The organism is Leptospira vanthielii serovar Holland str. Waz Holland = ATCC 700522, assembly GCF_000332455.1.
Lineage (GTDB): Bacteria > Spirochaetota > Leptospiria > Leptospirales > Leptospiraceae > Leptospira_A > Leptospira_A vanthielii.
In genome coordinates this window covers 31134-52311 of the sequence record NZ_AOGY02000011.1, presented here as the reverse complement: position 1 = coordinate 52311, position 21178 = coordinate 31134, and the positions used below count along the sequence as shown (strand labels likewise).

General features: G+C 36.4%; 25 protein-coding genes and 1 pseudogene. 18 read left to right on the top strand and 8 right to left on the bottom strand.

Features of this window, described 5'->3' with window-relative positions:
• Positions 1–189: 189 nt before the first annotated feature.
• The 7 genes from LEP1GSC199_RS01740 (at position 190) to LEP1GSC199_RS01715 (ending at position 6215) form a co-directional block, all read left to right on the top strand.
• The gene (locus LEP1GSC199_RS01740) at positions 190–1152 is read left to right on the top strand and encodes a hypothetical protein (RefSeq protein WP_002976314.1); all 963 of its coding nucleotides are present in this window, start codon (positions 190–192) and stop codon (positions 1150–1152) included.
• Between the two features lie 309 nt (positions 1153–1461).
• Positions 1462–2331, top strand: a complete 870-nt coding sequence (locus LEP1GSC199_RS01735) for a DDE-type integrase/transposase/recombinase (protein WP_232420542.1) — start codon at positions 1462–1464, stop codon at positions 2329–2331.
• Positions 2217–2663: a transposase gene (locus LEP1GSC199_RS01730; protein WP_232420539.1), complete on the top strand. Its 447-nt coding sequence runs from the start codon at positions 2217–2219 to the stop codon at positions 2661–2663. Before LEP1GSC199_RS01735 ends, LEP1GSC199_RS01730 begins: the two co-directional genes overlap by 115 nt.
• A gap of 64 nt (positions 2664–2727) precedes the next feature.
• Positions 2728–3249 (top strand): DUF262 domain-containing protein, encoded by a 522-nt coding sequence (locus tag LEP1GSC199_RS20450; protein ID WP_002976394.1) that lies wholly within the window; start codon positions 2728–2730, stop codon positions 3247–3249.
• A gap of 46 nt (positions 3250–3295) precedes the next feature.
• Entirely contained in the window at positions 3296–4792 is a 1497-nt protein-coding gene (locus tag LEP1GSC199_RS01725; RefSeq protein WP_198288751.1) for a DUF262 domain-containing protein, read from the top strand.
• A 52-nt stretch (positions 4793–4844) separates the two neighbouring features.
• The gene (locus LEP1GSC199_RS01720; RefSeq protein WP_002976397.1) at positions 4845–5408 is read left to right on the top strand and encodes a DUF4256 domain-containing protein; all 564 of its coding nucleotides are present in this window, start codon (positions 4845–4847) and stop codon (positions 5406–5408) included.
• Positions 5409–5561: 153 nt separating this feature from the next.
• A complete protein-coding gene (locus LEP1GSC199_RS01715) occupies positions 5562–6215 on the top strand; it encodes an SOS response-associated peptidase family protein (protein ID WP_002976401.1) in 654 nt (217 codons plus the stop codon).
• A gap of 109 nt (positions 6216–6324) precedes the next feature.
• Here the strand turns inward: LEP1GSC199_RS01715 and LEP1GSC199_RS01710 are convergent, their stop codons facing one another.
• On the bottom strand, positions 6325–6939 hold the full coding sequence (locus tag LEP1GSC199_RS01710; protein ID WP_002976322.1) for a glutathione S-transferase family protein: 615 nt from the start codon (positions 6937–6939) through the stop codon (positions 6325–6327).
• 177 nt (positions 6940–7116) lie between these two features.
• On the bottom strand, positions 7117–7554 hold the full coding sequence (locus tag LEP1GSC199_RS01705) for a MarR family winged helix-turn-helix transcriptional regulator (RefSeq protein ID WP_002976413.1): 438 nt from the start codon (positions 7552–7554) through the stop codon (positions 7117–7119).
• A 110-nt stretch (positions 7555–7664) separates the two neighbouring features.
• On the opposite strand from LEP1GSC199_RS01705, the gene LEP1GSC199_RS01700 reads away from it, so the two are divergent.
• The gene (locus LEP1GSC199_RS01700; protein ID WP_039925764.1) at positions 7665–8054 is read left to right on the top strand and encodes a DoxX family membrane protein; all 390 of its coding nucleotides are present in this window, start codon (positions 7665–7667) and stop codon (positions 8052–8054) included.
• A gap of 145 nt (positions 8055–8199) precedes the next feature.
• On the opposite strand, the gene LEP1GSC199_RS01695 is transcribed toward LEP1GSC199_RS01700, so the two are convergent.
• The 4 genes from LEP1GSC199_RS01695 to LEP1GSC199_RS01680 all read right to left on the bottom strand — a co-directional run bounded on the left by LEP1GSC199_RS01695 (position 8200) and on the right by LEP1GSC199_RS01680 (position 10251).
• Positions 8200–8715 (bottom strand): antibiotic biosynthesis monooxygenase, encoded by a 516-nt coding sequence (locus LEP1GSC199_RS01695; protein ID WP_157356587.1) that lies wholly within the window; start codon positions 8713–8715, stop codon positions 8200–8202.
• Positions 8716–8909: 194 nt separating this feature from the next.
• Positions 8910–9377, bottom strand: coding sequence for an SRPBCC family protein (locus LEP1GSC199_RS01690; protein WP_002976424.1), 468 nt, complete (start codon positions 9375–9377; stop codon positions 8910–8912).
• 69 nt (positions 9378–9446) lie between these two features.
• Positions 9447–9908 carry an SRPBCC family protein gene (locus LEP1GSC199_RS01685; protein ID WP_002976310.1) on the bottom strand — a complete coding sequence of 154 codons (462 nt, stop codon included), beginning with the start codon at positions 9906–9908 and terminating at the stop codon, positions 9447–9449.
• Complete coding sequence (locus tag LEP1GSC199_RS01680) at positions 9871–10251, bottom strand: ArsR/SmtB family transcription factor (RefSeq protein WP_039925763.1); 381 nt, start codon at positions 10249–10251, stop codon at positions 9871–9873. The genes LEP1GSC199_RS01685 and LEP1GSC199_RS01680 overlap by 38 nt, the downstream gene beginning before the upstream one ends.
• 242 nt (positions 10252–10493) lie before the next feature.
• On the opposite strand from LEP1GSC199_RS01680, the gene LEP1GSC199_RS01675 reads away from it, so the two are divergent.
• From LEP1GSC199_RS01675 to LEP1GSC199_RS01665, 3 genes are all read left to right on the top strand, one after another.
• Positions 10494–10820, top strand: a complete 327-nt coding sequence (locus tag LEP1GSC199_RS01675) for a DMT family transporter (protein ID WP_002976375.1) — start codon at positions 10494–10496, stop codon at positions 10818–10820.
• 19 nt (positions 10821–10839) lie between these two features.
• Positions 10840–11370, top strand: coding sequence for a MepB family protein (locus LEP1GSC199_RS01670; RefSeq protein ID WP_002976425.1), 531 nt, complete (start codon positions 10840–10842; stop codon positions 11368–11370).
• A 75-nt stretch (positions 11371–11445) separates the two neighbouring features.
• On the top strand, positions 11446–12279 hold the full coding sequence (locus LEP1GSC199_RS01665; protein WP_039925758.1) for an acyl-CoA thioesterase: 834 nt from the start codon (positions 11446–11448) through the stop codon (positions 12277–12279).
• Here LEP1GSC199_RS01665 and LEP1GSC199_RS01660 read toward each other — a convergent pair.
• A complete protein-coding gene (locus LEP1GSC199_RS01660; protein ID WP_002976317.1) occupies positions 12269–13000 on the bottom strand; it encodes a pseudouridine synthase in 732 nt (243 codons plus the stop codon). The genes LEP1GSC199_RS01665 and LEP1GSC199_RS01660 overlap by 11 nt on opposite strands.
• A 118-nt stretch (positions 13001–13118) precedes the next feature.
• Between LEP1GSC199_RS01660 and LEP1GSC199_RS01655 the strand changes: the two genes are divergently transcribed.
• The 4 genes and pseudogenes from LEP1GSC199_RS01655 (at position 13119) to LEP1GSC199_RS01645 (ending at position 17690) form a co-directional block, all read left to right on the top strand.
• Positions 13119–14921, top strand: coding sequence for an ABC transporter ATP-binding protein (locus LEP1GSC199_RS01655; RefSeq protein WP_002976370.1), 1803 nt, complete (start codon positions 13119–13121; stop codon positions 14919–14921).
• Positions 14922–14980: 59 nt separating this feature from the next.
• Positions 14981–15241 (top strand): annotated as a pseudogene (locus LEP1GSC199_RS22360) (methyl-accepting chemotaxis protein); the annotation flags it as partial.
• A 42-nt stretch (positions 15242–15283) separates the two neighbouring features.
• Positions 15284–16105, top strand: a complete 822-nt coding sequence (locus LEP1GSC199_RS01650) for a PDC sensor domain-containing protein (RefSeq protein WP_462975733.1) — start codon at positions 15284–15286, stop codon at positions 16103–16105.
• A 64-nt stretch (positions 16106–16169) separates the two neighbouring features.
• Positions 16170–17690 carry an SDR family oxidoreductase gene (locus tag LEP1GSC199_RS01645; RefSeq protein WP_002976421.1) on the top strand — a complete coding sequence of 507 codons (1521 nt, stop codon included), beginning with the start codon at positions 16170–16172 and terminating at the stop codon, positions 17688–17690.
• A gap of 28 nt (positions 17691–17718) precedes the next feature.
• On the opposite strand, the gene LEP1GSC199_RS01640 is transcribed toward LEP1GSC199_RS01645, so the two are convergent.
• The gene (locus LEP1GSC199_RS01640; RefSeq protein ID WP_002976430.1) at positions 17719–18219 is read right to left on the bottom strand and encodes a DinB family protein; all 501 of its coding nucleotides are present in this window, start codon (positions 18217–18219) and stop codon (positions 17719–17721) included.
• A 180-nt stretch (positions 18220–18399) separates the two neighbouring features.
• On the opposite strand from LEP1GSC199_RS01640, the gene LEP1GSC199_RS01635 reads away from it, so the two are divergent.
• Genes LEP1GSC199_RS01635 through LEP1GSC199_RS01625 form a run of 3 tightly spaced genes read left to right on the top strand, consistent with a single transcriptional unit; the run spans position 18400 to position 21100 of the window.
• Positions 18400–20007: an ArnT family glycosyltransferase gene (locus LEP1GSC199_RS01635; RefSeq protein ID WP_039925757.1), complete on the top strand. Its 1608-nt coding sequence runs from the start codon at positions 18400–18402 to the stop codon at positions 20005–20007.
• Positions 20004–20318 (top strand): hypothetical protein, encoded by a 315-nt coding sequence (locus LEP1GSC199_RS01630; protein WP_002976390.1) that lies wholly within the window; start codon positions 20004–20006, stop codon positions 20316–20318. Before LEP1GSC199_RS01635 ends, LEP1GSC199_RS01630 begins: the two co-directional genes overlap by 4 nt.
• A gap of 23 nt (positions 20319–20341) precedes the next feature.
• Entirely contained in the window at positions 20342–21100 is a 759-nt protein-coding gene (locus LEP1GSC199_RS01625; protein WP_002976383.1) for a polyprenol monophosphomannose synthase, read from the top strand.
• The last annotated feature ends 78 nt before the right edge of the window (positions 21101–21178 follow it).

The following is a 21178-nucleotide window of genomic DNA, read 5'->3' as shown; positions in this document are numbered from 1 at the left end:
CAACTTCGCATAACAGCGACTAACCGCTTCGCTTCGGGACGAGCCCTCGCTTGGGCTGCGCCACATAGGCTTCTGGCACTCCCCTTGCCTACGCAAGTGTCGTTCCAGTCCCTAACGTCCCGTTCGGGACTCAGGGTCAGCCTACGTCGGTTAGTCTAGTTCGTTATGCGAAAGCCATAATATTAAAATATGAATCCAGGACAATTTGACAGAGAAGTTGAAGAATATTTGACCCAAGTTTTACCTAAAGGACTCAAAGACCTTTCCGTCTTACCATTCTATGAATTTAAATGCTTCTTATTCTCCGATACACATTATTTTACCAATGAAAACATAGCCTCCTTCAATAGCTTATTTTGTGGATTTTACAATATTGAATTTATTAATGAACGCTCGTTAAGTCTAGCAATTAGAAAGCCAAAAAATTTATTCAAAGATAAAGATAGCAATTTTATCTACCAAGTTTTTACTAAAATAGTAAATGAGTTTTGTGTCGGATTATCAATAATAACGTACGGAAGAATATATTGGCATAAGTTAGAATTGACAAAAAAGAGATTTTCGAATAAATACGATTCAGAATCTTTGCAAAACCTACAAGCCGCTATAGATTACTATCCTCATCCAGTAGGCTTCGATAACAACGAAGCCTTAACTTTAGTTAAAAAGAAAGGTTTTTCAAGATTTGAATTTCTTTTTGGAACCATATGGTCACTAATAACAAACGGCAAAAAATGGGATCAAATATGCAACAATTATAGCAAAGCATTATTACTATTTACAATACCTCAGGTAGATTTTTCCTTTTACGATGAAATATTTTTACTTTATTATAAATCAGTTGAAAATCTTCTAACAGTGGATATTCTTCAAAAAGAAAAATTAGAAAACGAATTAAGGTCAATAAATGAAGCTTTGAGTAAAGTTGGTCTAATAAATTTTAAGGATCAATTTAAAACCTTATACATAGTTCGTAACAAAATTGCTGCTCACCAGCAGCAAGTAAAGATAGAACTTACAACTTTTGAGCATGTGAACGATATTAAGTATTTCCTAGATTATATGCTTTTTTACAAATCTTATGAATCATTATTAAAATTGCCAGAAACGCAGATGATCGAAACCGTTTTTTTAAGAAAAAATATCGAGTAAAATGTCCTTCGCATAACAGCGTGGAAACGCTTCGCTTCGGCACGAGGCCTCGCTTGGGCTGCGCCACATTCCTCTCCGTCACGCTTCTCGCTCCGCAAGAAGTCGCGCCGACGCTAACGCCTCCTTCAGAGGCTCAGCTACGAGGAACGTCGTCTCCACTAGTTCGTTATACGCAACGCATTAACTGTATGCCTCAGGACATGGGTAACACTTTTGTAGCAAGACATAGGTAACACTTTCAGGTTTCTAATCCCTATAGATCACCTTTTTAGGAGGGCTAGAGGGATGCCTTGGAAGGAGAATAATGTCGTGGAATTAAGATATCAGTTCGTTCTGGAGAGCCTCCAGACGGGAGTCAATTTTACTCAGCTTTGTGCTCAGTATGGGTTCTCCACCAAGTGTGGATACAAATGGAAGGAAAGATTCATTTTAGAAGGTCGGGAGGGGCTTCGGGATAAAAAGAAAACTCCAAAAAACTCGCCGGCTAAAATTGCTGAAGAAACCATTCTCGATATCGTTAAGATCAAAAATAATAAGAAGTTTTGGGGGGCTAAAAAAATCCTAGAACTCTACAAGAATAAATTCCCTGACAGAAAACCTCCTAACAGATCCACCGTTGAACGTATTCTTAAAAAAGCCGGGCTTCTAGATAAGAAAAAGAAAAGAAGACCCATTAACTCAGGACAACGCATCTCTATGCCTGAGAAAGCCACTCATCCAAATCATATTTGGACCGTTGACTTCAAAGGATGGTGGTATACTCCAGAAAGAGAAAAAGTAAATCCTCTTACCGTCAGAGATGATTTCTCTAAATATATTCTCGCTATCAAAACTATGAAGAAAGGTGATATTCCTTCCGTTAAGGCTGAATTTACTAGGTTATTTAAGATCTACGGTATTCCTGATATCATTCGTTCTGACAATGGACCGCCTTTCGCTTCCATGCAGTCTCTTTGGGGACTCACTAAACTTTCCGTTTGGTGGCTCTCTCTAGGGATCAAACTCGATCGTATATACCAGGGAAACCCTACCAAAATGGTGCTCATGAAAGAATGCATAGAGACATGGCAAGAGAACTACAACAGGAAATCGTTGGTAACATCACACTCTTCCAAAATCTTTTCGATAAATGGAGAATTGAATTCAATAGAGAAAGACCTCACGAAGCTCTTAACATGAAAACTCCCGAACAAGTCTATGTTAAGTCAGAAAAACTTTTCGATCCGAATGCTGACTTACTTATTGCATATCCTTTTGGATTCAAACAAAGGCATGTCAATGACAGAGGATACATCAATTACAATGGTAACCTAATCATGGTTGGAAATCCTTTTAATGGATTTAATATCGGAATCAAAAAGGAATCACATTCCCTCTCTATCTGGTTCGCTAAAAATATGTTAGGTGTGATTGATCAAAATTTATTCTTGATTAATTCTCAGGACGATTCATACAAAGTTCATAAACCAAGAAAGGTTGCCAAAAAGCGTTACCCTTCTCCTGCAGCATAAACGTTACCCATGTCTTGAAGTCATACCTTAAATATTTTTAAAAATATATTATAGAAGGAAATCTATGGAAGTAACTAAAATGCCAATAAGCCAATTTCTACAAGGGCAATCAAAGACATTCGTAATCCCTGTTTTTCAAAGGGATTATGCCTGGAAGATCTCAAATTGTGAAAAGTTGTGGTCAGACTTAAATGATTTGAAAACATTAAAAAGGGAAGATCATTTTTTAGGAACTATTGTTACTATCGGTCAAGGTTTTGATACCTATTCGGTAATTGACGGACAACAACGACTAACGACAGTCTCAATTTTACTTATAGCTCTCTATAATTATCTTAAAAAAACAGAAAATAAAGATGGAAAATTAAAAATGTTGGAAGATCAGGTTCTTGATTTTCTTATAAATAAATATGCCGATGATGAAGACAAAAAAATTAGATTAAAACCTAATAAATCTGACAAATCTGATTTCGCAAAGCTATTTGAGCATCAAGAGAATTTACTACATTCATCTAACATTATCAGTAATTATGATTTCTTCTATCGGAAGATAGAATCGAATCGAATCGAATCAAATCGGTCCTAGAGAACTATTTGATTTATACAACAAAATAAAAATTGTATTGATCAACTTGGACTCTAAGACTGATGATCCGCAACTAATTTTTGAAAGTTTAAATTCGACAGGTGTAGGTTTAACAGCAGGAGATTTAATACGAAACTATATTTTGATGGATCTAGAACCCAATACTCAAGATAGATTCTTCAATAAATACTGGATTCAAATTGAAAAGTTAACATCTAACCTACCGGAGTTTATTAGAAATTATTTAATATTCAAAACTCAAACTTCGATAAAAAAAGACGATGTATATTCTGAATTTAAAGTCTTGGCGAAAAATCAATTTCAAAATGATAAAGAAGACATCTTAAAGGATTTGATATATTATGCTGGTATATATAGTAAAATCACACAAATAGAGTCCCATGAAAAAATAGATATAAACGAAAACCTTAGAAATTTAAACAAAATAGAATTTTCTGTATGTATACCGTTCTTATTTGATTTATTCACTGATTTCGATAAAAAGATAATTACAGAAGAGACTATTATTGAAGTTCTAAAAACAGTTGAATCATATGCATTTAGAAAAATGTTAGTAGATAACTCTACACAGGGATTAAATAAACTTTTTGTTACACTGAGTAGAGAATTGAAAAAACATCCACAATGGAAAGAACAATACTTAGAATTACTAAACTTTACTTTACTTGAAAAAAGAGGATCTCAACGATTCCCAACCGATAGCGAATTTGAAACAGCATTAATTAACAAAGAGATTTATAAACTTCAGTCGAAAAACAGAAACTACTTACTTGAATCTCTTGAAAATTTCAACTGTACATATCGTGTAAATCTTGATGATTTAACAATTGAACATATTTTACCTCAAAAACTAACTGACCAATGGAAAAAGAAATTAGGAAAGAACTGGCTGGAAATTCATAATAAATATCTTCATACCTTAGGAAATCTTAGTCTAACAGGAAATAACTCAAAACTATCTAATCTATCGTTCGAAGATAAGCAAAAAATTGATTTACAAACTAGTAAACTAAAACTAAATTTTAAGCTAGATAAACAAGAAAACTGGGGAGAAACTGAGATTCTTACACGGGCAAAAAGTCTCATCAGCGACGCTTTAAAAATTTGGAAATTCCCAAAAACTACTATAAAAATTGAGGAACCTGAGGAGACTATTTGCGATTTAAGTAGCGAGGATCAATTCTCAAATACGAAACCAACTTCGATAATTTTTGGGAACAATAACCCGATTCAAATAACAACTTGGAGAGAAATCTTAAGATACGTATGTGAATTTTTATATGAATACTCCCCTACCGAATTTAATGCGATACGTCAATCAACGGAATTTGCATACTACTTCGATGAAAAGAAGCCAATGATGGCTAAATTGGAATTCAGTAAGGATCTGTATGTCGAATGTCAGCTCAGTGCTAACATGATTTTTTCATTTCTATCACGACTTTGTAAAAAAATAGGATATGATCCCGAATTAATACAAATCACACTCAAAGCGGCTCCCGAAAAAAATGTAATAAATTAATAAAACGCATAGCGCATAACGCCGATTAATCGACAATAATGGAGAAAAAAATATGAGTAATAAAAAGAAATTATCCGTAAAACAGTCGGAAGATCTGATAAAAGAATTGAAAGTTCGTTTCGAAAAAAACTTGATTCGTCATAAAGATATCGAATGGACAAAATTACAAAAAAAACTAGAATCAAATCCAGAAAAACTCTGGTCACTTAATGAAATGGAAAGAACTGGCGGAGAACCCGATGTCGTTGGATTTGATAAAAAAACTGGTGAATACATTTTTTTTGACTGCTCAATCGAAACTCCGAAAGATCGACGTAGTCTCTGTTATGATCGTAAAGCGCTGGACACACGAAAAGAAAATAAACCGAAAAATTCTGCTATTGATATGGCTATCGAAATGGGTATTGATCTATTAACAGAAGAGCAGTATAAAGAATTACAAAGTTTAGGTAATTTTGATACCAAAACCTCCAGCTGGCTACTAACACCCGCTAATATAAGAGATTTAGGTGGAGCTCTATTTGCAGATTTCCGCTACAATACAGTCTTTATATATCACAATGGTGCAGAGTCTTATTATGCAGTTCGAGGATTTCGAGGTTTTCTCCGAGTATAACTTTATGCATCAAGGAAATATCAAGGCCTTATTTCGGCAAAAATCAAATCTGGAAGACATTGACCAATAAAATGAAAGCTCGTATCGCTAAATCAAATGGAAAACTGTCCAAGAAACGTAAGGTAGTTTAGTTTAACAAAATCCCGGATTCGTATGTCAAATCTCTTCACAAACAGACTGATCGCAGAAAAAGATTATAAAAGTCGATGGGGAAATTTTTCCTTCTCTGATAGCAATTACGAAACAGATTATCAAAAACATAAGAACAATGGCTTAGCTGTTAAACCCAACGATCGTTGTTGGTATCTAAGAAACTTCAAGGATCAGATTTCTCTTTCTTCGGGAACCTGGGGAACAAAACAATCATTTGCAAATCGCCTCATAACAACGACTCAATCGGAACATATTTTCTCATCATCTTTCTGGAAAAAATATTCAAACAATAGATGCCTAATTCCTGTCACATCTTATTTTGAATGGCAAATGCAACGAAGCGGAGAAAAACATAAATTCAAAATTGAGTTTATAGATAAAGATTCTTTTTTTGGTGGAATTTGCGGTGCAAACCCGAATGGATCAACTTGGGTAACTATCACCACGCAGGTTGCTAATGAAAAAACTGCGGAAATCCATAACTCGGGAGATAATAAACATAGACAACCAATTGTGATTCGAAGAGAAAACCAGGATGCTTGGCTCGATCCAAAATTAAACTCGGAATCTCAACTTAAAAAACTAATTACGCAATTTCAACCGAACGAAATTATTACCGAAGACCTTGATTATGAACAAACATTGTTTGACTAATCCCTCTACTCTCTAATCCAAAATGACCCGATTTTCTGCTGCAGCAAAATAACTACAAAAAAATTCGATCAAGAGAATTGATGAAAGAAGGAAACTCAATCTGTATATCCTATGATTCGGCCTGCAATTGAACACCAGGCATTGGGATGTATCCAGGCAAACTTTCAATACGTTGAAGCCATTTTCGAATATTAGGATATGGAGATAGATCAACTTTCCCTTGGTTACCGAGTGCAATGTAAGGATAAATTGCAATATCGGCGATGGTGACTGAGTCTGTTGCCAACCAATGTTTCGTCGAAAGTCTTTTTTCTAATATGGAAAGAAGGTTTTCTGTGACCAACATTGTTTCCTCTAAATTGGTAGGACGTCCGAGTAAATAATGCGAGCGCAGTGCACCTGGACCACGTGAAACTTCATTTGCAGCAGTAGAAAGCCAAGCCACTACCTCACCCATTTGAACAGGATCATTAGGGAACCAATTTTCCTCTCCATAAGCGCGGGCCAAATATACCAAAATTCCTTGGCTATCGCGAAGGATTACATTTTTATCTTTAAGCACTGGGACTTGACCAAAGGGGTTCATGCTTAAGAATGTTTCTGATTTATGTTCCCGTTCTGGTCCATTCACAAGACGACTTTCATGCTTGAGATTCAAAAGAGATAACATCAACCTAACTTTGTAGCAATTTCCCGACAAAGCAAATTCAAATAATTCTAACATAACATTCTAATAAAAAAAAGCGATGTTAGTGGCAATTATTTTTCAGAGCGAAAACAGTTCGCATAAACTAATGCTCCTACCATAAAGGAAAGAAAAAGTAACCAATTACAATGAACTTAAGAAGCTAATGAACCAACCTGAAAAACAAAGATAAATATCCTAATAGCTTAAGGACAATTACTTCTTAATCTCATCACCAAGAATTTTCCGAAATTGTTTTAATAGAAGCAAAAACATCTTTCTATTTTTTTCGGACATTGAATTTAATATGGGTTCAAAGTGACCCAGGATTTTTTTTGGCAAAATTCTTTCTAACAACTTTCCCTCGGGCGAGAGGCTAATGATTGTAGATCTTTTGTCTAGTTTTGAGACCACCACTTGGATTAATCCTGCACCTTCCATCCGACTGATCATTTTAGAAGCAGAAGGTGCATCTTGTAATGTTAATTCAATGATTTGTTTTTGAGTTAACTCCCCTTTTTGCCATAACATCGCTAACACCTGCCACTGCTCTGGTGTTAGATGAAACTCCCTAAGACAACGAATCAGCTCTCTTCGAAACAGAAGAGCAACACGATTCAAATTAAACCCAATTTGATCATCCAATAAAAACATATAATTCAAATCATTTCACTATATACCCATTTAGTTGTCTAGACAAATAAATGTTGACTAGATTTCCAGATAAAACATTACTTGTCCAGACAACTATTTTAGAGGAATTTATGAAACAAATTGATTTGGTTTTCCGAGTGTTACTTGGCACTGTTTTTATCCTATTCGGGAGTAGTAAATTCTATGCTTTTATGCCTAGCCCTCCCATGACACCCAAAGCGGCAAATTTTATCGCAGCCATCATTTCCACGGGTTATCTATGGCAGCTCGTGGGTGTTTTAGAATTTTTTGGAGGGTTTCTAATTTTATCTCGGAAAACGACAGTGATTGGATTGATGATTTTATCTCCAATTATAGTTAATATTATTTTTTATTTAGAATTTCTGCAATATAACGTTGGCCCGGCTCCATTTGTGATGATTTCCTTTCTACTAATAAGTTGCAGTATCTTAGCATGGCAACGAAAGGAGCAATGGAAGAATTTATTTCAGCCGAAATAAAAATATTATAATATTCTGGCATTGCTATCAATCGTAAAGTAGTTATAAGTAAAAAAAATGAATTCTGAGTCGGTGTCTAACTGGAGACACCGACTCAGATTAAAATAGATGATCATGGAAACACATTACTTTTGGGGAGAGTCAATCAAGGTTGTTTATATAACCACCATTTGATCCAACTTGTATACTTTGGCATAATCACATAAACCATTAAAAATACAATGCTGGCTGAAATAAAAAAAGAATCGAAAATTCTGTTTTCATGAGGAGTAAAATAACGCAAAATCGGTAGAACAATAATGGGAACTAGATTTACTAGTGGAAAAATAGCTGACCAAGTAACCAAAAACTGTTTCCAACGTAACGGTGGTCTAACCAATTGATTCTCAAAAGAAAATAAAAAATCAAGTCCATTCCTTGTTGCATATTGATCTCCACTTTCAAGAGAGTTACTTATTTCCTGAATTAAACGATTTCTCTCTAAGGAGTTCATCCAGTTATTTAAATTTGCTTCAGAATTAAATCTAATGATAAAGGTATAGGTAGAAGTTAAGTTTGCAATTGGTTTAATAACCTGCCAATCCAAGTGGCCAATCGCAGCTTTGCAGAGCGAGGATATTTGATTCATCCAGTCTTCATATTTACTTTCCTCACCTTTCAAAACTCTATGTGAAATTATGACCGTTGCGCCGTAGACTTTGATAGCTGGTAAACTTACCTTGGAACTCATTAAATTTTAAAATGAAAGACAAACATAAATCGTCAAGTGTAAGTTAAATCCTCTTATGTTAGCCTCTATATTTTTTTACCAAAAAATATAGAGGTTAGTGTTTGAAAAAATGCGATACATTAGAATCAGTTGATGTCGTCTATTTTGATATCCTCTGGTGACGGCCGACCAACTCCATCTTCTATGAAGTTTTTTAAGCTGAGCAAAAAAATTGCCCATTTCATACTGCAATGAGCGGTAAACTCAGATTCCTTTTTCCAATCCTTGTGTCGGAAGTAAAGAATTGTCATCTCCTCTCCATCTTTTGCCTTTCCTAAACTTAATTGGAAGTCAATATGAGAACCTATCCAATCTTCTGGCCCAGAAATACATTCCCATAACAGATGTTTGGGTTCTATTTTTTCTACTCTCATCTCAATAGCATTGCCATGTCCAAAACCGAAATGAATCGACTCTCCTACGGAAGAAACTCCTGAAGTAAAACTACCTTCCACTTCTTTTGTCCACCAATTGGCTAAACCTGTTTTTGTGGTCAAAGTCTTGATCACTTCCTTTTCGCTAGCCCGAATTCCTACTTTATGGTAAATTCCCATACAACTTTCCTTGTTTTTATTTTTAATTCCACTCTATTCAATTGATCTCTATTCTAAAAAATAAAACCTCTAGACACCTATCCATTGATTCAAACTTTCAAGAATACTTGTCCAACCTTGGTTGTGCATTTTGATTTGAATGTCGTTTAGTAGTTCTTCGTGAATCAAAGTTACCAAGGTTTGTGGTTTTTCTTTTAAACCTTTTGAACGATCTACATTAGTTAGGTCAGTAAATGTAACAGTCACAAGAGTATCTCTGTTTTCCGTTGCGTGAGAACGCCAAGTAAACACAAGTTTATGAGGTTCATCGATCGTAATGTATTCGCCTTCATGTGGAAGGATTTTTCCATCAAGAGTCATATTGATTAAAAACTTTCCACCTGGTCTTGGATCCATAGTGACGGAATCAATTCCAATCATCTCTCCAGACAAAAACCAACGGGAAAAATCTTCCGCATTAAGCCATGCCCGAAAGAGACGGGTAACATCCGCGCTAATTCTTTTTTCTACTTTTAGGACTTGTGGGTTCATATTCCTTCTCCTCAAAAAATGCTTCGAGTTTTGCCAACTTACTCGTCCAAAACTCTTGATGATAACTGATCCAATTGGTTGCTTCCGTTAGGGTTTGGTTTTGTAACTCCAATCGAAAACTGCGACCATCTTCAGGAGCACGTACTTTCCGAACAAGCTGAGCCTCGGTAAGCACATCGATATGTTTGGCGACACCAGCAAAAGACATCGCAAAGGGCTCTGCGAGCTCAGAAATACTCAAAGAACCCTTGCGGAGCCTAACCAACATCTGCCTTCGTGAATGGTCTGCAAGAGCCGCAAACACTCGGTCTAAAATTTGTTCTTTTTTACGCAATTCAACCATTTGGTTGAATATTAAATTAGGCATATTTTTAGTCAATTATTAAACTGAATGGTTGAATATTCAAAAAGAGGCCAAAAATCCCAATAAAAGAAAATGAGCGATTGGAAAAGAAGTTTGACAAAATTGAGAGACTATCCTTTCAAAATACACTCGAGATTTGACAATTCCGTTCAGAAAAGGTTAAATTATATGGGATTTACAACCTAAGAAGGAACCATAATCCTATCATTTTAGGAGCGCGAATGAACTGGATTTTACTTTTTATTGCCGGTTTTTTTGAGGTTTTGTTTGCAACTTGTTTGGGTAAGGCAAAAGAAACCACAGGAAATGAAGTCTACTTATGGTATTTTGGTTTTATTATTTCATTAATGATCAGTATGTTGTTACTCATTAAAGTGACTCAGACCCTTCCAATTGGTACAAGTTATGCTGTCTGGACAGGAATTGGTGCGGTGGGCACTGTTCTGGTTGGAATCTTCTTATTCAAAGAACCTATGGATTTCTGGCGGGTCTTTTTTCTTGTCACACTCATTTTATCCATTGTTGGTCTTAAGTCCGTCTCACATTAAACGAGGAAATCCATACACTATGCCTTTTAATCCTACTGACCCAAAAGCATTCCCAATCTTCTTAACGCATACAAAAGAGAGTTTATTCGATTCACTTGGTTTAGTAATCACAAACATACAAATTGAGCCAGAAAGTGCAGAGTATGATGCGTGTTATTTTCAAGTCCAAAATAAAAACATTAGGTTTCGAAAAGCAAAGATCACACCAACTAAAATCGGTCAATTTGTAACCTTATGGAAACGTAGCAAAACTGGCCCTATCGAACCATTTAATATCAAGGATGATATTGACCTTTATATTATTGCAACCAATAGCAAAGATCGGATGGGGTATTTTATATTCACAAAACAAATATTAAATGAAAAAGGAATCCTTTCAGGAAAATACGAAGGTAAAAGAGGATTCCGTGTTTACCCATCTTGGGACAAACCAAACAACAAACAAGCGGCAACAACCCAAAACTGGCAGTTACCATTTTTTATTGAAACAAGTGAACAGAAATTTGATTTGGCGATGATTGGTAAACTTTTGGGTGTGAGTCTTAAATAACAAACACAGGATTTGTCATCCAAATCTCAAGTGAATTCTACTTTACCATTCGTTTGGAATCAAAAGAAAGGTGGAATGAGCCAAATTTTTCGTAAAACCTTAACCACACACCACTTTGATTTGGACTGGAACCGTCATGTCACGAGTAGAACGTATGAACGGTTTGCTTACGATGCAAGATGCGAAGTTCTAAAAGAATTCGGCTATCCCATAGAACAAATGTTAAGCACAAATATTAGTTATATTCCTGGGTCTACTTATGTGAGGTTCTTAAGCCAACAGTTCGTCAATGCAAAAATTACTGTGGAATCGCAAGTATATCGGATGGATCAGGGAATTCTCTTTTGGAAACAAACGATTTTGGGTGGTGATGGAAAAAAAGCCTGTGAATTAGAAACAACATCACGATTGGTTCAAGATGGAAAAAATATAATCATTGCTGCCATTCCAGAAATTAATGTCATCATCCCATATGAATTTACCATCCACCCGAAACCCACAATGCAAAACACCGTTGAACATGATTATTACATTCCGTTTAGCGATATGAATTGTTTTTGGAATTTGCCTTCGGATGCAATTTGGAAAGTGTTTGAAGAGGGTCGTTTTTTATTTTTTAAAGAAATCGTAGATCTGAATTTAATCAAAGAAACAGACTCCACTACCTTTTTTATGGGTGGTGAAATTATCATTCATAAACAACCAGATCCAGGTTCCCATGTAAAAATCTTAAGTTGGATTGAAAGTTTTGAAAAAATTCGATTTTACTTTAGACAAGACATTGTAGATCTTAAGGGAAATTTACTGGTTAGCATGAAAGACGAACAGCTGTTTGTTTCACTTTCTACATCAAGGCCGAGGCGAGCACCTGCGGCTTTCTTTGATAAAATCGAAAGGTTTATTGAATGATTGGTGCCTTTTGTTTGAGTAGAATTTCCTCATCCGCTGTTAACTCCCTGTAAGTGCCAATAGTAAGCGTAGGATCTAATTCTAAATTTCCCATCTTCATCCGTTTTAGGTAAGTGACTTCTTTACCTAAACTTTGAAACATCCTGCGTATTTGCCTGTATTTGCCTTCCTTTAACCATACGGTCACAATGTTTGGTTGATTGGGATCTGGGATTGCTAATCTTGCGGGAAGAGTTTTATAACCATCATCCAATACAATTCCAGTTTCAAAAGCGAGTATGTCCTCACTTGTCACTGGGGCAGAAATTTCTACATAGTATTCTTTTTCGACAAAGTGTTTAGGGGATGTATAATAATGAGCAAGCGGACCATCGGTTGTAAATAACAACAACCCTTCTGTTTCTTTATCCAACCGACCCACAGGAAACAAATTCATATTCTCGTGCCTTTCACTTAAGTAGTCCATTACTGTTTTTTCCCGACTGTCTTCTGTGGCTGTGATACAATCGGGAGCTTTGTTCATCATAAAGTAATAGAATTCTTTGCGAACTAGAGTCTCTTCATAGTAAGTAACTGTATCAGTAAGAGAAACTTTAAAACTAGGATCCTTAACCACCGCCCCATTTACTTTGACCTGTCCCTGGTGGATTTCTTTTTTAACATCCGAACGCGAACCCAGTCCGTAATTTCCGAGAACTTTATCTAACCGTTCTTTTGACATATTGTGTTATCATCTTCACAATCCTAAAGGGATATGGCAATCAGGAATTCTACAGGACCACTATGAATCGAAGTAAAAAAAGGTATCGAAAACATCCACCAAAAACAATCTAACTAGTATGTTTGATACCTTTTTAAGGATTTTAAAAACTTCACGAATCGCCTTTGATTTGGCTTACAAAAGCTCCCCTAGTTTAACCGCACTCATTTCTATCCTGACCATAGCCAATGGATTGTTTCCCTCTACACTTGTTTGGATTGGAAAATTAATCATTGATGCAATCCTTCAAAGCCAAAATAAATCCAACCAGTGGATGGATTTATTACAATCAGATGCAGTTTCATTGGTGTATGTCGAAGCTGTGCTAACCATTCTCTATTTTGGATCACAGAAGTTATACAATATTGCATATACTTTGCTTAGGATTCGATTAGGGCAGGAGGTAAACGAAAGAATCCTATCGAAAGCGATTCGTTTGGAACTCACTCAATTTGAAGATTCCGAAACTTATGATAAAATGACCCAAGCGAGAACAGAAGCTTCTTCTAAACCTCTCTCAATGGTCACAAGATTTTTTACCATTGCTCAATCATCCATTACCATCATCAGTTTTTTTGGACTTCTCATCAAACTTTCTCCACTGGCATCTATTATTTTAGTCATTGCAGCCATTCCTTCTTTCATAGCAGAAACAAAGTTTTCTAATCATAGTTTTCGATTGTTTCGATGGAAAGCAAAAGAAACAAGAGAACAAGTGTATCTTGAAACTCTAATGGCAAGAGAAGACAACGCAAAGGAAATTTTACTCTTTAACTTAGGAAAAGAATTTTTAAATAGATACAAAAACAACTTTCATAGGATTTATGTCGAAGACAAAAAGCTAACAATCTATAAAGGAATTTTTAGTTTTCTCCTTGGATTACTTAGTCAATTTGCATTTTACGGCTCCTACATTTGGATTGTATGTTTGGCGTTGTTACATAAAATTTCATTAGGGGAAATGACAATGTATCTTGTCATCTTTAGACAAGGACAAAATACTTTTTCTAATGCACTTTCTGCTTTCGGTGGAATTTATGAAGATCATTTGTACATTGAAAATCTAATGGAATTTCTAGATCTAACAATTCTAAAACAATATGGAAATCAAAAAGGTAACCACCAAAGACTAGGAATTGTTTTTGATTCTGTTTCCTTTCAATATCCAGGTGCCAAAGAACCTTCGCTTTCTAACGTTAGTTTTGAATTAAAACCGGAAGAAAAACTTGCTATCGTTGGGGAGAATGGATCAGGAAAAACAACTCTTATCAAACTATTAACTCGTTTGTATTCACCCACATCCGGTAAAATATATTTGGATGGAATAAATTTGGAAGATTGGGATGAAGAAACATTACGCAGAAGGTTTGGAGTTATCTTCCAAAACTTTGTCCAATACCAATTCAAAGTGGGAGAGAACATTGGGATGGGTGATGTTCAAAAAGTCCAATCAGAAGCAGAGTGGATTCCTGCAGCCAAACTAGGAATGGCCCATGACTTTGTAACACGTTTGGAACAAGGTTATTCCACAAGGCTTGGAAAGTGGTTTCAAGATGGAAGGGAATTGTCTGGTGGGCAATGGCAAAAGGTGGCACTGGCTCGTGCTTTTATGCGTACCAGTGCCGATATCCTCATCTTGGATGAACCAACCTCTGCCATTGATGCAGAAGCAGAAATGAAAGTATTTGAGCATTTTAGAGAACATACACAAGGGAAAACTGTCATCCTAATTTCACATAGGTTTTCCACCGTAAGAATGGCAGATCAAATTTTGGTTCTAGAACAAGGCAAAAAAACAGAATGGGGAAGCCATGAAGAACTCCTCTTAAATAAAGGGAAATACGAGAAACTATTCCGATTACAACAAGCGGGATATCAATAACACGAATCATAAATCCGATAGTATAAATGAAGAGTTAAAACGAACATACAGGATAAGAAATGGAAGATAATTATTCTAACCTAGGGATGAGAAAACTGAAAGATCTTATCGATTCCTTTGGTGAAAGATCCAAAGAAATAGGTTCGGTTGCCGCTTCCATCCAACAAGTGGCTAAACAGACCAACTTACTTGCATTAAATGCTTCTATTGAAGCAGCACGAGCAGGTGAACACGGTCGTGGGTTTGAGGTTGTAGCAAATGAAGTGACAAAATTATCCTTCCAAACATCCGAAGCTACAAAAAAAATCTCTGAAATTTTAGCTCGCATCAATTTAGAAAATTCCTCAGCAAATGCTGATGTCATGGAAATGGAAAAACAATCCATTTTAGACTATGCAGAACTCTGGACAAGTAATATTGCCAAAGAACTCGAATCCAAATTTTATATCATGGCAACTTCCTTATATGGTTTGAAATTTTTAATCCAAAGTTTGGTTCATGCAAATATAGGAATGAAACGAGAACATTTACTTCTGATATTACAAGAATATTTAATTCAGAACGAACAACAACTTGCTTATGCCGTCTGCTGCGAACCAAACGTTATTGATCTTATGGATTCAGAATATGTATCCAAAGAAGGACATGATGCCAACGGAAGGTTTGTTCCATACTGTCATAGACACTCTGGAAGAATTTCCATAGAACCATTGTTAGGTTATGATACGGCAGGTGAAAATGAATGGTATACACTTCCTCGTGATTTAGGGGAAGATATTATGATGGAACCTTATGATTATCCAATCGAAGGAAAAACTGTCAAAATGACAAGCCTCATGACCAATTTATTTTTGCATTCAAAATTTGCCGGTATCCTTGGTGCTGACTTTTCTTTGGAACAATTACAATCAGAGCTATCTCCCAAAAAATTATTCGGAATCGGTAAAACTTCTCTTATAACATACAATGGAAATTTCGCTTCTCACCCAGAAATTGAATTCTTAGGTACGAGGGCTGAGATACTCACAGAGGAGGCAAAGAGAGCCATCCAAAAAGGAGAAAGTTTTACCTTTATCGATAAATCAAATACCGCAAGAATTCTAAAACCAGTGCGAATCGGACAAAGCAAAAGACCTTGGAGTATCCTTGTCGAATTCAATTTGATTTCTGCTCTTAAAAAATAATTAGTCTATTTACATTCTCTGATTAGATACTTGCTTACCCCTCCTTAAAAAAAACTCTGGTCCTATGGACATTGATTCTTTGTTACAGGATTTAAAAACTCTTTTGGACTCTCCCAAGGAACTTGTAACAATCTCCGAAGAAAAACGTTTGGAACTAATGATCCTTTGTGGCAAAATCTCTCGCCCAGATCGCAATGAGGTTCGCAAAAGAAACCGCACTGTCCGTGTTGAAAAAAAACAAACACTCAAAATCCAAGAAAAACAGAAGACTGCCTTAACTGGCATCAGGCGAGCAAGAGAAACGGCTGTTTTTAAAGCACCATTACAAATTTCGAATACGGCAGGATGGTCCTGGGACAAAGCAGAAGAACTTTCCAACCCAAAACCATGTTATATCTGTAAAACACCATTCACAAAACTCCATTTTTTTTATGATTCCATGTGTCCTAACTGTGCGGAACTCAATTACTCCAAAAGGTTCCAAACAACAGACCTCAGGGGGACCGTGGCAGTCATTACCGGTTCTCGTTTAAAAATTGGTTACCAAGCAACCTTACTTTTGTTACGTGCTGGCTCTAGAGTCATTGCAACCACAAGGTTTCCCAATGATTCTGCGATTCGGTTTGCCAAAGAAACTGATTTTCACTTATGGAAGGATCGTTTACAAATCTTTGGATTGGACCTAAGGCATACTCCCAGTGTGGAAATCTTTTGTAAGTTTTTAGAAAATCATCTAGAAAGATTAGACATCCTAATCAATAATGCAGCCCAAACGGTAAGACGCCCTCCAGGTTTTTATAGTCACCTCCTAGACACAGAAAAACTAACGATCCTTGAGTTACCGTCAGAGGCACAAAAGTTACTTAGTTTTTACCAACACTGCAAACAAGAGTTAGATTCTTATCGGTCAGATTCGGAAATGAAGGATGCTGCAACTGCCCTAGCTGTCAGTTGGAATCATAAAACACCAGGAGTGGGGATTCGCTCGTCGGCTGCCCTCTCTCAAATTCCCTACTCACACGACAATTCCCATGAATTGGAAGCAGTATTTCCCGAGGGCCAACTAGATGCTGATTTACAACAAGTTGATCTTCGCAAAACAAATAGTTGGCGACTAAGGCTTGGAGAAATCAATACCTCTGAAATGTTAGAAGTCCAATTGGTAAATGCCGTAGCACCTTTTGTATTATGTAACCGCCTTGTTGGGCTTATGCGAAAAGACAATACAGGAAAAAAACACATCATCAATGTTTCCGCCATGGAAGGGAAATTCCATAGATTCAAAAAAGAAGACCGCCATCCCCACACAAATATGGCAAAAGCAGCCCTCAATATGATGACCCATACATCTGCAGAAGACTTTGCGAAAGATGGAATCTTTATGAATGCAGTGGATACTGGTTGGGTTACAGACGAAGACCCTGTGGAACTTGCCAAAAGAAAACAGGACCTTCATGATTTCCAACCACCCCTAGATATTGTGGACGGTGCGGCAAGGGTCGTTGATCCCCTGTTTGATGGTGTTAACACAGGGAAACACTGGATCGGAAAATTTTTAAAAGACTATTTTCCGATTGATTGGTAAAGAAGTAACATTTTCTAATTTAAGGTATTTAACTTTCTGTAATTTTTGCAAACAAAGTAGCTGGAGAAAATCCAAATCCTTCTGGCACAACCCCACCATCTAACTTCACTAATATGGAAATGATCGCATAGTGATGAACCGTATGAGAGACAAGAAACATCAACTCCCGAGCGAGATTACTTTTTACAATGGGAATTGGATTTTTTGGATTATAATTTTGAGAAATTGTCAGAGATTCTAAATAAAAGGTTTCCTCTTGAAACTTAGATGCATAACCCAACATCGATTCCAGTGCGAACAATCGATTGGTTTCGAGTTCTGGATTTCGTTTCCGCTTGTCGTAATCAATATGACCTAATTTTAAACCTTCCCAAAACAATTCGTAATGTTCTAGGATATGCCGAAAATGTCCTCCAATGGAGGCATCCATGTTTTGTTGTTTTTGTGTATACCTATCGTTCGAAATAGATTCCAGAAGATAAATCCCTTGCTCCAAAATCTGGCAGTTCTCAGCAAATAAAGGATTCATACAATGAATATTAGACCCCGTTTTCATGCCATTTCTAGACAAAATTCAAGTATTTGTTCGAGAATCAGCTGTTTTTTCTCTATCTCTCCCCAATTTACTCGCGAAAACAAAACCACATTTTCGATTTAAACACGTTGACTGACCAGTCAGTATCTTCGTTTATGGATAAAAGGGGTCATCATGTTTTTTGCTGTTCTTATATTTCTATCTGCAATTTTCGCAATGACCCTCGGTGTTCCCGATGCGGCCTTCCCACAGGGAGACGAAATCATGCACATTAGATCCATTCGAGAAAGTTTAGATGCGGGAAGTTACACCCTTCCTATTCTATCGGGCCTCCCTAATCCCTACAAACCCCCACTTCTTTTTTGGATGGGAATGTTTTTCGATAAAATTTTTGGTGTGAGTTATTTTTCTGAACGTTTGGTTTCCTTTTTATTTGGTCTGGGAACTTTGACTTTGTTCTACAAACTCTACCAATCAATCAGTCAATCGGTAAAAGAAACAAAACTGGCAACCCTGGCTTTTGCGTTCTCATTTCTTTCTCTCAAGTTCTTTGGGCTTCTCATGATGGAAGGAGCAATGGTTTTTTTTACCTTGCTTTACGTATATCTATTTTACCGATCTAAAAAAGAAAATAACCTAACTTATGTTGCGTGGGGTAGCTTTTTTGTTGGGTTTGGGTACTTACTCAAAGGTCCTATCCTACATATCTATATTCTATTATTTTTATTCAGTTACCTCTATATCAAAATGCTAAGAGTAAGGAAAGGTCATTTTCAAGTCTCTTTTAGACCTCTTAAGGTAGAAAAACCAACTCTTCTTTTGTTTTCTTTGTCGTTCCTGGTTCCTATCCTTTGGATCTCCTATTTATATTTATTTACAAGTTCAGGAAAAGAATTGTTACGATTCTTTTTTATCACCGAAAACATGGGGAAATTTTATGCAGCTAACCAGTCCGGACTTAGAATTTGGGCAGGTTGGCTCCTTTACACAATTCCATTTACAATCCCTTTGATCCACATAACCTGGATTTCTATACGAAAACCGTCGAAGCAAAAAAATCAAATTTGGTCCATTGTGGTTATGGTATTTTTATTATCCGTTACCATCTTCCACTTAATGCCGAACAGAAAGGATCCTTACTATGTAACTCCCTTTATCGCTTTTCTCTTTTTATTACCTGCCTTAAAAAAAGAAACATGGGAAACATTGATACTTTCCAAATACAATCAGTATTCCATTCCTATATTTTACTTTCTCTTTGTCATCATAGCAATTCTTTTGAGGCTTCCTGCTCTCTTTGCTATCTCTCTTTTGGGAATCATCATCACTGTGGGTGCCTTACTGACCTTACAAAACGAAAGGTTCCGATTTTACGGAATCTTTTTACCACAACTCATTCTTGTTCCCATCACGATGTTTTTTCTTATCCGACCCATGGCAGATCCTGATACCGCCAAACAACTCACAGGGATACAATCAAAAGAGATTTGTGTGATTACCGAAAACCCATGGACGGCAATGGACATACAAAACAGAATCAAGGATTCTAAAGTAAGTTTTGCTCTCCCACTCACCTATAGGGACACCTGCCCCAATGCAGATATCATGGTGACATTCGCAGAGACTACGTTATCCGAAGATTGGGTAAAAGATTCTTCTTGGTTCCAATGGAAACAACACTTAAATTTAGATTCAAATCAAATCTTACGATCACTATTGAAAATGGACAAACGTTCCTTCCAATCAGAAGTCAGCGTTTGGAAACGAGGTGAAAACAAATGAAAAAATACGGAATCCTTCTTTTTCTTTTACTACTTGTTTCGCTTTGGGATTTTTCCAAAGACAACTCTTCGAAGTTTGGATTAAAAGCCAAATCAGACCAATCCTCGGAATGCAAACTCCTTTGCGGAAAAGCAAGTCTCTGTTTAAAGGAGGACCAAAAGAAATTACAAGATCCCAAAATGTATCAATTTGCTTGTGAAATTCTTTGCACCAAACAATACCAATTGTTTGCCGGATGTTCCAAGGCAATCGCGTTGTCCTGCGAAAGTGGTGAGTTATGTATAAAAAATCAAACAAAGGGACTTTTTTAGAATAAAAAGTTAAATGACCAGTCATGCAACATAAAACGAGTATTATTCTCCCAACCTACAATGAAGCCGGTAACATCAAAAACTGTGCGGAAACAATCTCGAAAATCTTAGAAAAAGAATCCTTGGACTTTGAAATTGTCATTGTCGATGACAATTCTCCTGATGGAACCTTTGAAGTCGCAAAAGTCCTCGCAGAGTATGACAAAAGAATCAGACCCTTTGTCCGAACAACAGAAAGGGGTTTAAGTTCCGCAGTCACTTTTGGATACGGAAAGGCCGAAGGTGACAATTTAGTTGTAGTGGATGCTGATTTCCAACACGACTATACAAAAATTCCAGAAGTCATTCGCTTACTAAACTACAATGATATTGTAGTTGCAACAAGAAGAAGTCCAGATGGTGGTTATGGAAATTTTCCCATCTTACGGAAGTTAGCAAGTCAGTTTGCCACAAAAATTTCTGCGTGGTTGTTCCCTGTTCCTATATCAGACCCGATGAGTGGTTTTTTTGGAATTCGAAAGTCGGTATATCTAGAAACAAAAGGAAAACTTCATCCAAGAGGGTATAAAATTCTTTTTGAAATTTTAGGTTCCGTTCGAACAGAAAAAATTGCGGAAGTTGGTTACACCTTTGGCCTTCGGACTTGGGGACAATCCAAACTCGACTCGGGAGTAATCTTTTATTTTATCTGGGACCTAATTTCGATTAAATGGAATCAATGGAGATCTTCACATTCCTTCCAATTTAGATCCAAAAGAAGAAATTCCCATATCCATCCATAAATGAAACTTTAGGGTCAAAAGGAAAATCTTAGGAATATTTATAAAAAATCTCTAATCTTTTTTAACCACAGGCCCTAA

What these genes read in the sequence shown, in the direction of transcription:
- LEP1GSC199_RS01740 (WP_002976314.1), top strand. Translation starts at nt 190, where the DNA reads ATGAATCCAGGACAATTTGACAGAGAAGTTGAAGAATATTTGACCCAA.
- LEP1GSC199_RS01730 (WP_232420539.1), top strand. Translation starts at nt 2,217, where the DNA reads ATGGCAAGAGAACTACAACAGGAAATCGTTGGTAACATCACACTCTTC.
- LEP1GSC199_RS20450 (WP_002976394.1), top strand. Translation starts at nt 2,728, where the DNA reads ATGGAAGTAACTAAAATGCCAATAAGCCAATTTCTACAAGGGCAATCA.
- LEP1GSC199_RS01720 (WP_002976397.1), top strand. Translation starts at nt 4,845, where the DNA reads ATGAGTAATAAAAAGAAATTATCCGTAAAACAGTCGGAAGATCTGATA.
- LEP1GSC199_RS01715 (WP_002976401.1), top strand. Translation starts at nt 5,562, where the DNA reads ATGTCAAATCTCTTCACAAACAGACTGATCGCAGAAAAAGATTATAAA.
- LEP1GSC199_RS01710 (WP_002976322.1), bottom strand. Translation starts at nt 6,939, where the DNA reads ATGTTAGAATTATTTGAATTTGCTTTGTCGGGAAATTGCTACAAAGTT.
- LEP1GSC199_RS01705 (WP_002976413.1), bottom strand. Translation starts at nt 7,554, where the DNA reads ATGTTTTTATTGGATGATCAAATTGGGTTTAATTTGAATCGTGTTGCT.
- LEP1GSC199_RS01700 (WP_039925764.1), top strand. Translation starts at nt 7,665, where the DNA reads ATGAAACAAATTGATTTGGTTTTCCGAGTGTTACTTGGCACTGTTTTT.
- LEP1GSC199_RS01690 (WP_002976424.1), bottom strand. Translation starts at nt 9,377, where the DNA reads ATGGGAATTTACCATAAAGTAGGAATTCGGGCTAGCGAAAAGGAAGTG.
- LEP1GSC199_RS01685 (WP_002976310.1), bottom strand. Translation starts at nt 9,908, where the DNA reads ATGAACCCACAAGTCCTAAAAGTAGAAAAAAGAATTAGCGCGGATGTT.
- LEP1GSC199_RS01680 (WP_039925763.1), bottom strand. Translation starts at nt 10,251, where the DNA reads ATGGTTGAATTGCGTAAAAAAGAACAAATTTTAGACCGAGTGTTTGCG.
- LEP1GSC199_RS01675 (WP_002976375.1), top strand. Translation starts at nt 10,494, where the DNA reads ATGAACTGGATTTTACTTTTTATTGCCGGTTTTTTTGAGGTTTTGTTT.
- LEP1GSC199_RS01670 (WP_002976425.1), top strand. Translation starts at nt 10,840, where the DNA reads ATGCCTTTTAATCCTACTGACCCAAAAGCATTCCCAATCTTCTTAACG.
- LEP1GSC199_RS01665 (WP_039925758.1), top strand. Translation starts at nt 11,446, where the DNA reads ATGAGCCAAATTTTTCGTAAAACCTTAACCACACACCACTTTGATTTG.
- LEP1GSC199_RS01660 (WP_002976317.1), bottom strand. Translation starts at nt 13,000, where the DNA reads ATGTCAAAAGAACGGTTAGATAAAGTTCTCGGAAATTACGGACTGGGT.
- LEP1GSC199_RS01655 (WP_002976370.1), top strand. Translation starts at nt 13,119, where the DNA reads ATGTTTGATACCTTTTTAAGGATTTTAAAAACTTCACGAATCGCCTTT.
- LEP1GSC199_RS01650 (WP_462975733.1), top strand. Translation starts at nt 15,284, where the DNA reads ATGGAAATGGAAAAACAATCCATTTTAGACTATGCAGAACTCTGGACA.
- LEP1GSC199_RS01645 (WP_002976421.1), top strand. Translation starts at nt 16,170, where the DNA reads ATGGACATTGATTCTTTGTTACAGGATTTAAAAACTCTTTTGGACTCT.
- LEP1GSC199_RS01640 (WP_002976430.1), bottom strand. Translation starts at nt 18,219, where the DNA reads ATGAATCCTTTATTTGCTGAGAACTGCCAGATTTTGGAGCAAGGGATT.
- LEP1GSC199_RS01635 (WP_039925757.1), top strand. Translation starts at nt 18,400, where the DNA reads ATGTTTTTTGCTGTTCTTATATTTCTATCTGCAATTTTCGCAATGACC.
- LEP1GSC199_RS01630 (WP_002976390.1), top strand. Translation starts at nt 20,004, where the DNA reads ATGAAAAAATACGGAATCCTTCTTTTTCTTTTACTACTTGTTTCGCTT.
- LEP1GSC199_RS01625 (WP_002976383.1), top strand. Translation starts at nt 20,342, where the DNA reads ATGCAACATAAAACGAGTATTATTCTCCCAACCTACAATGAAGCCGGT.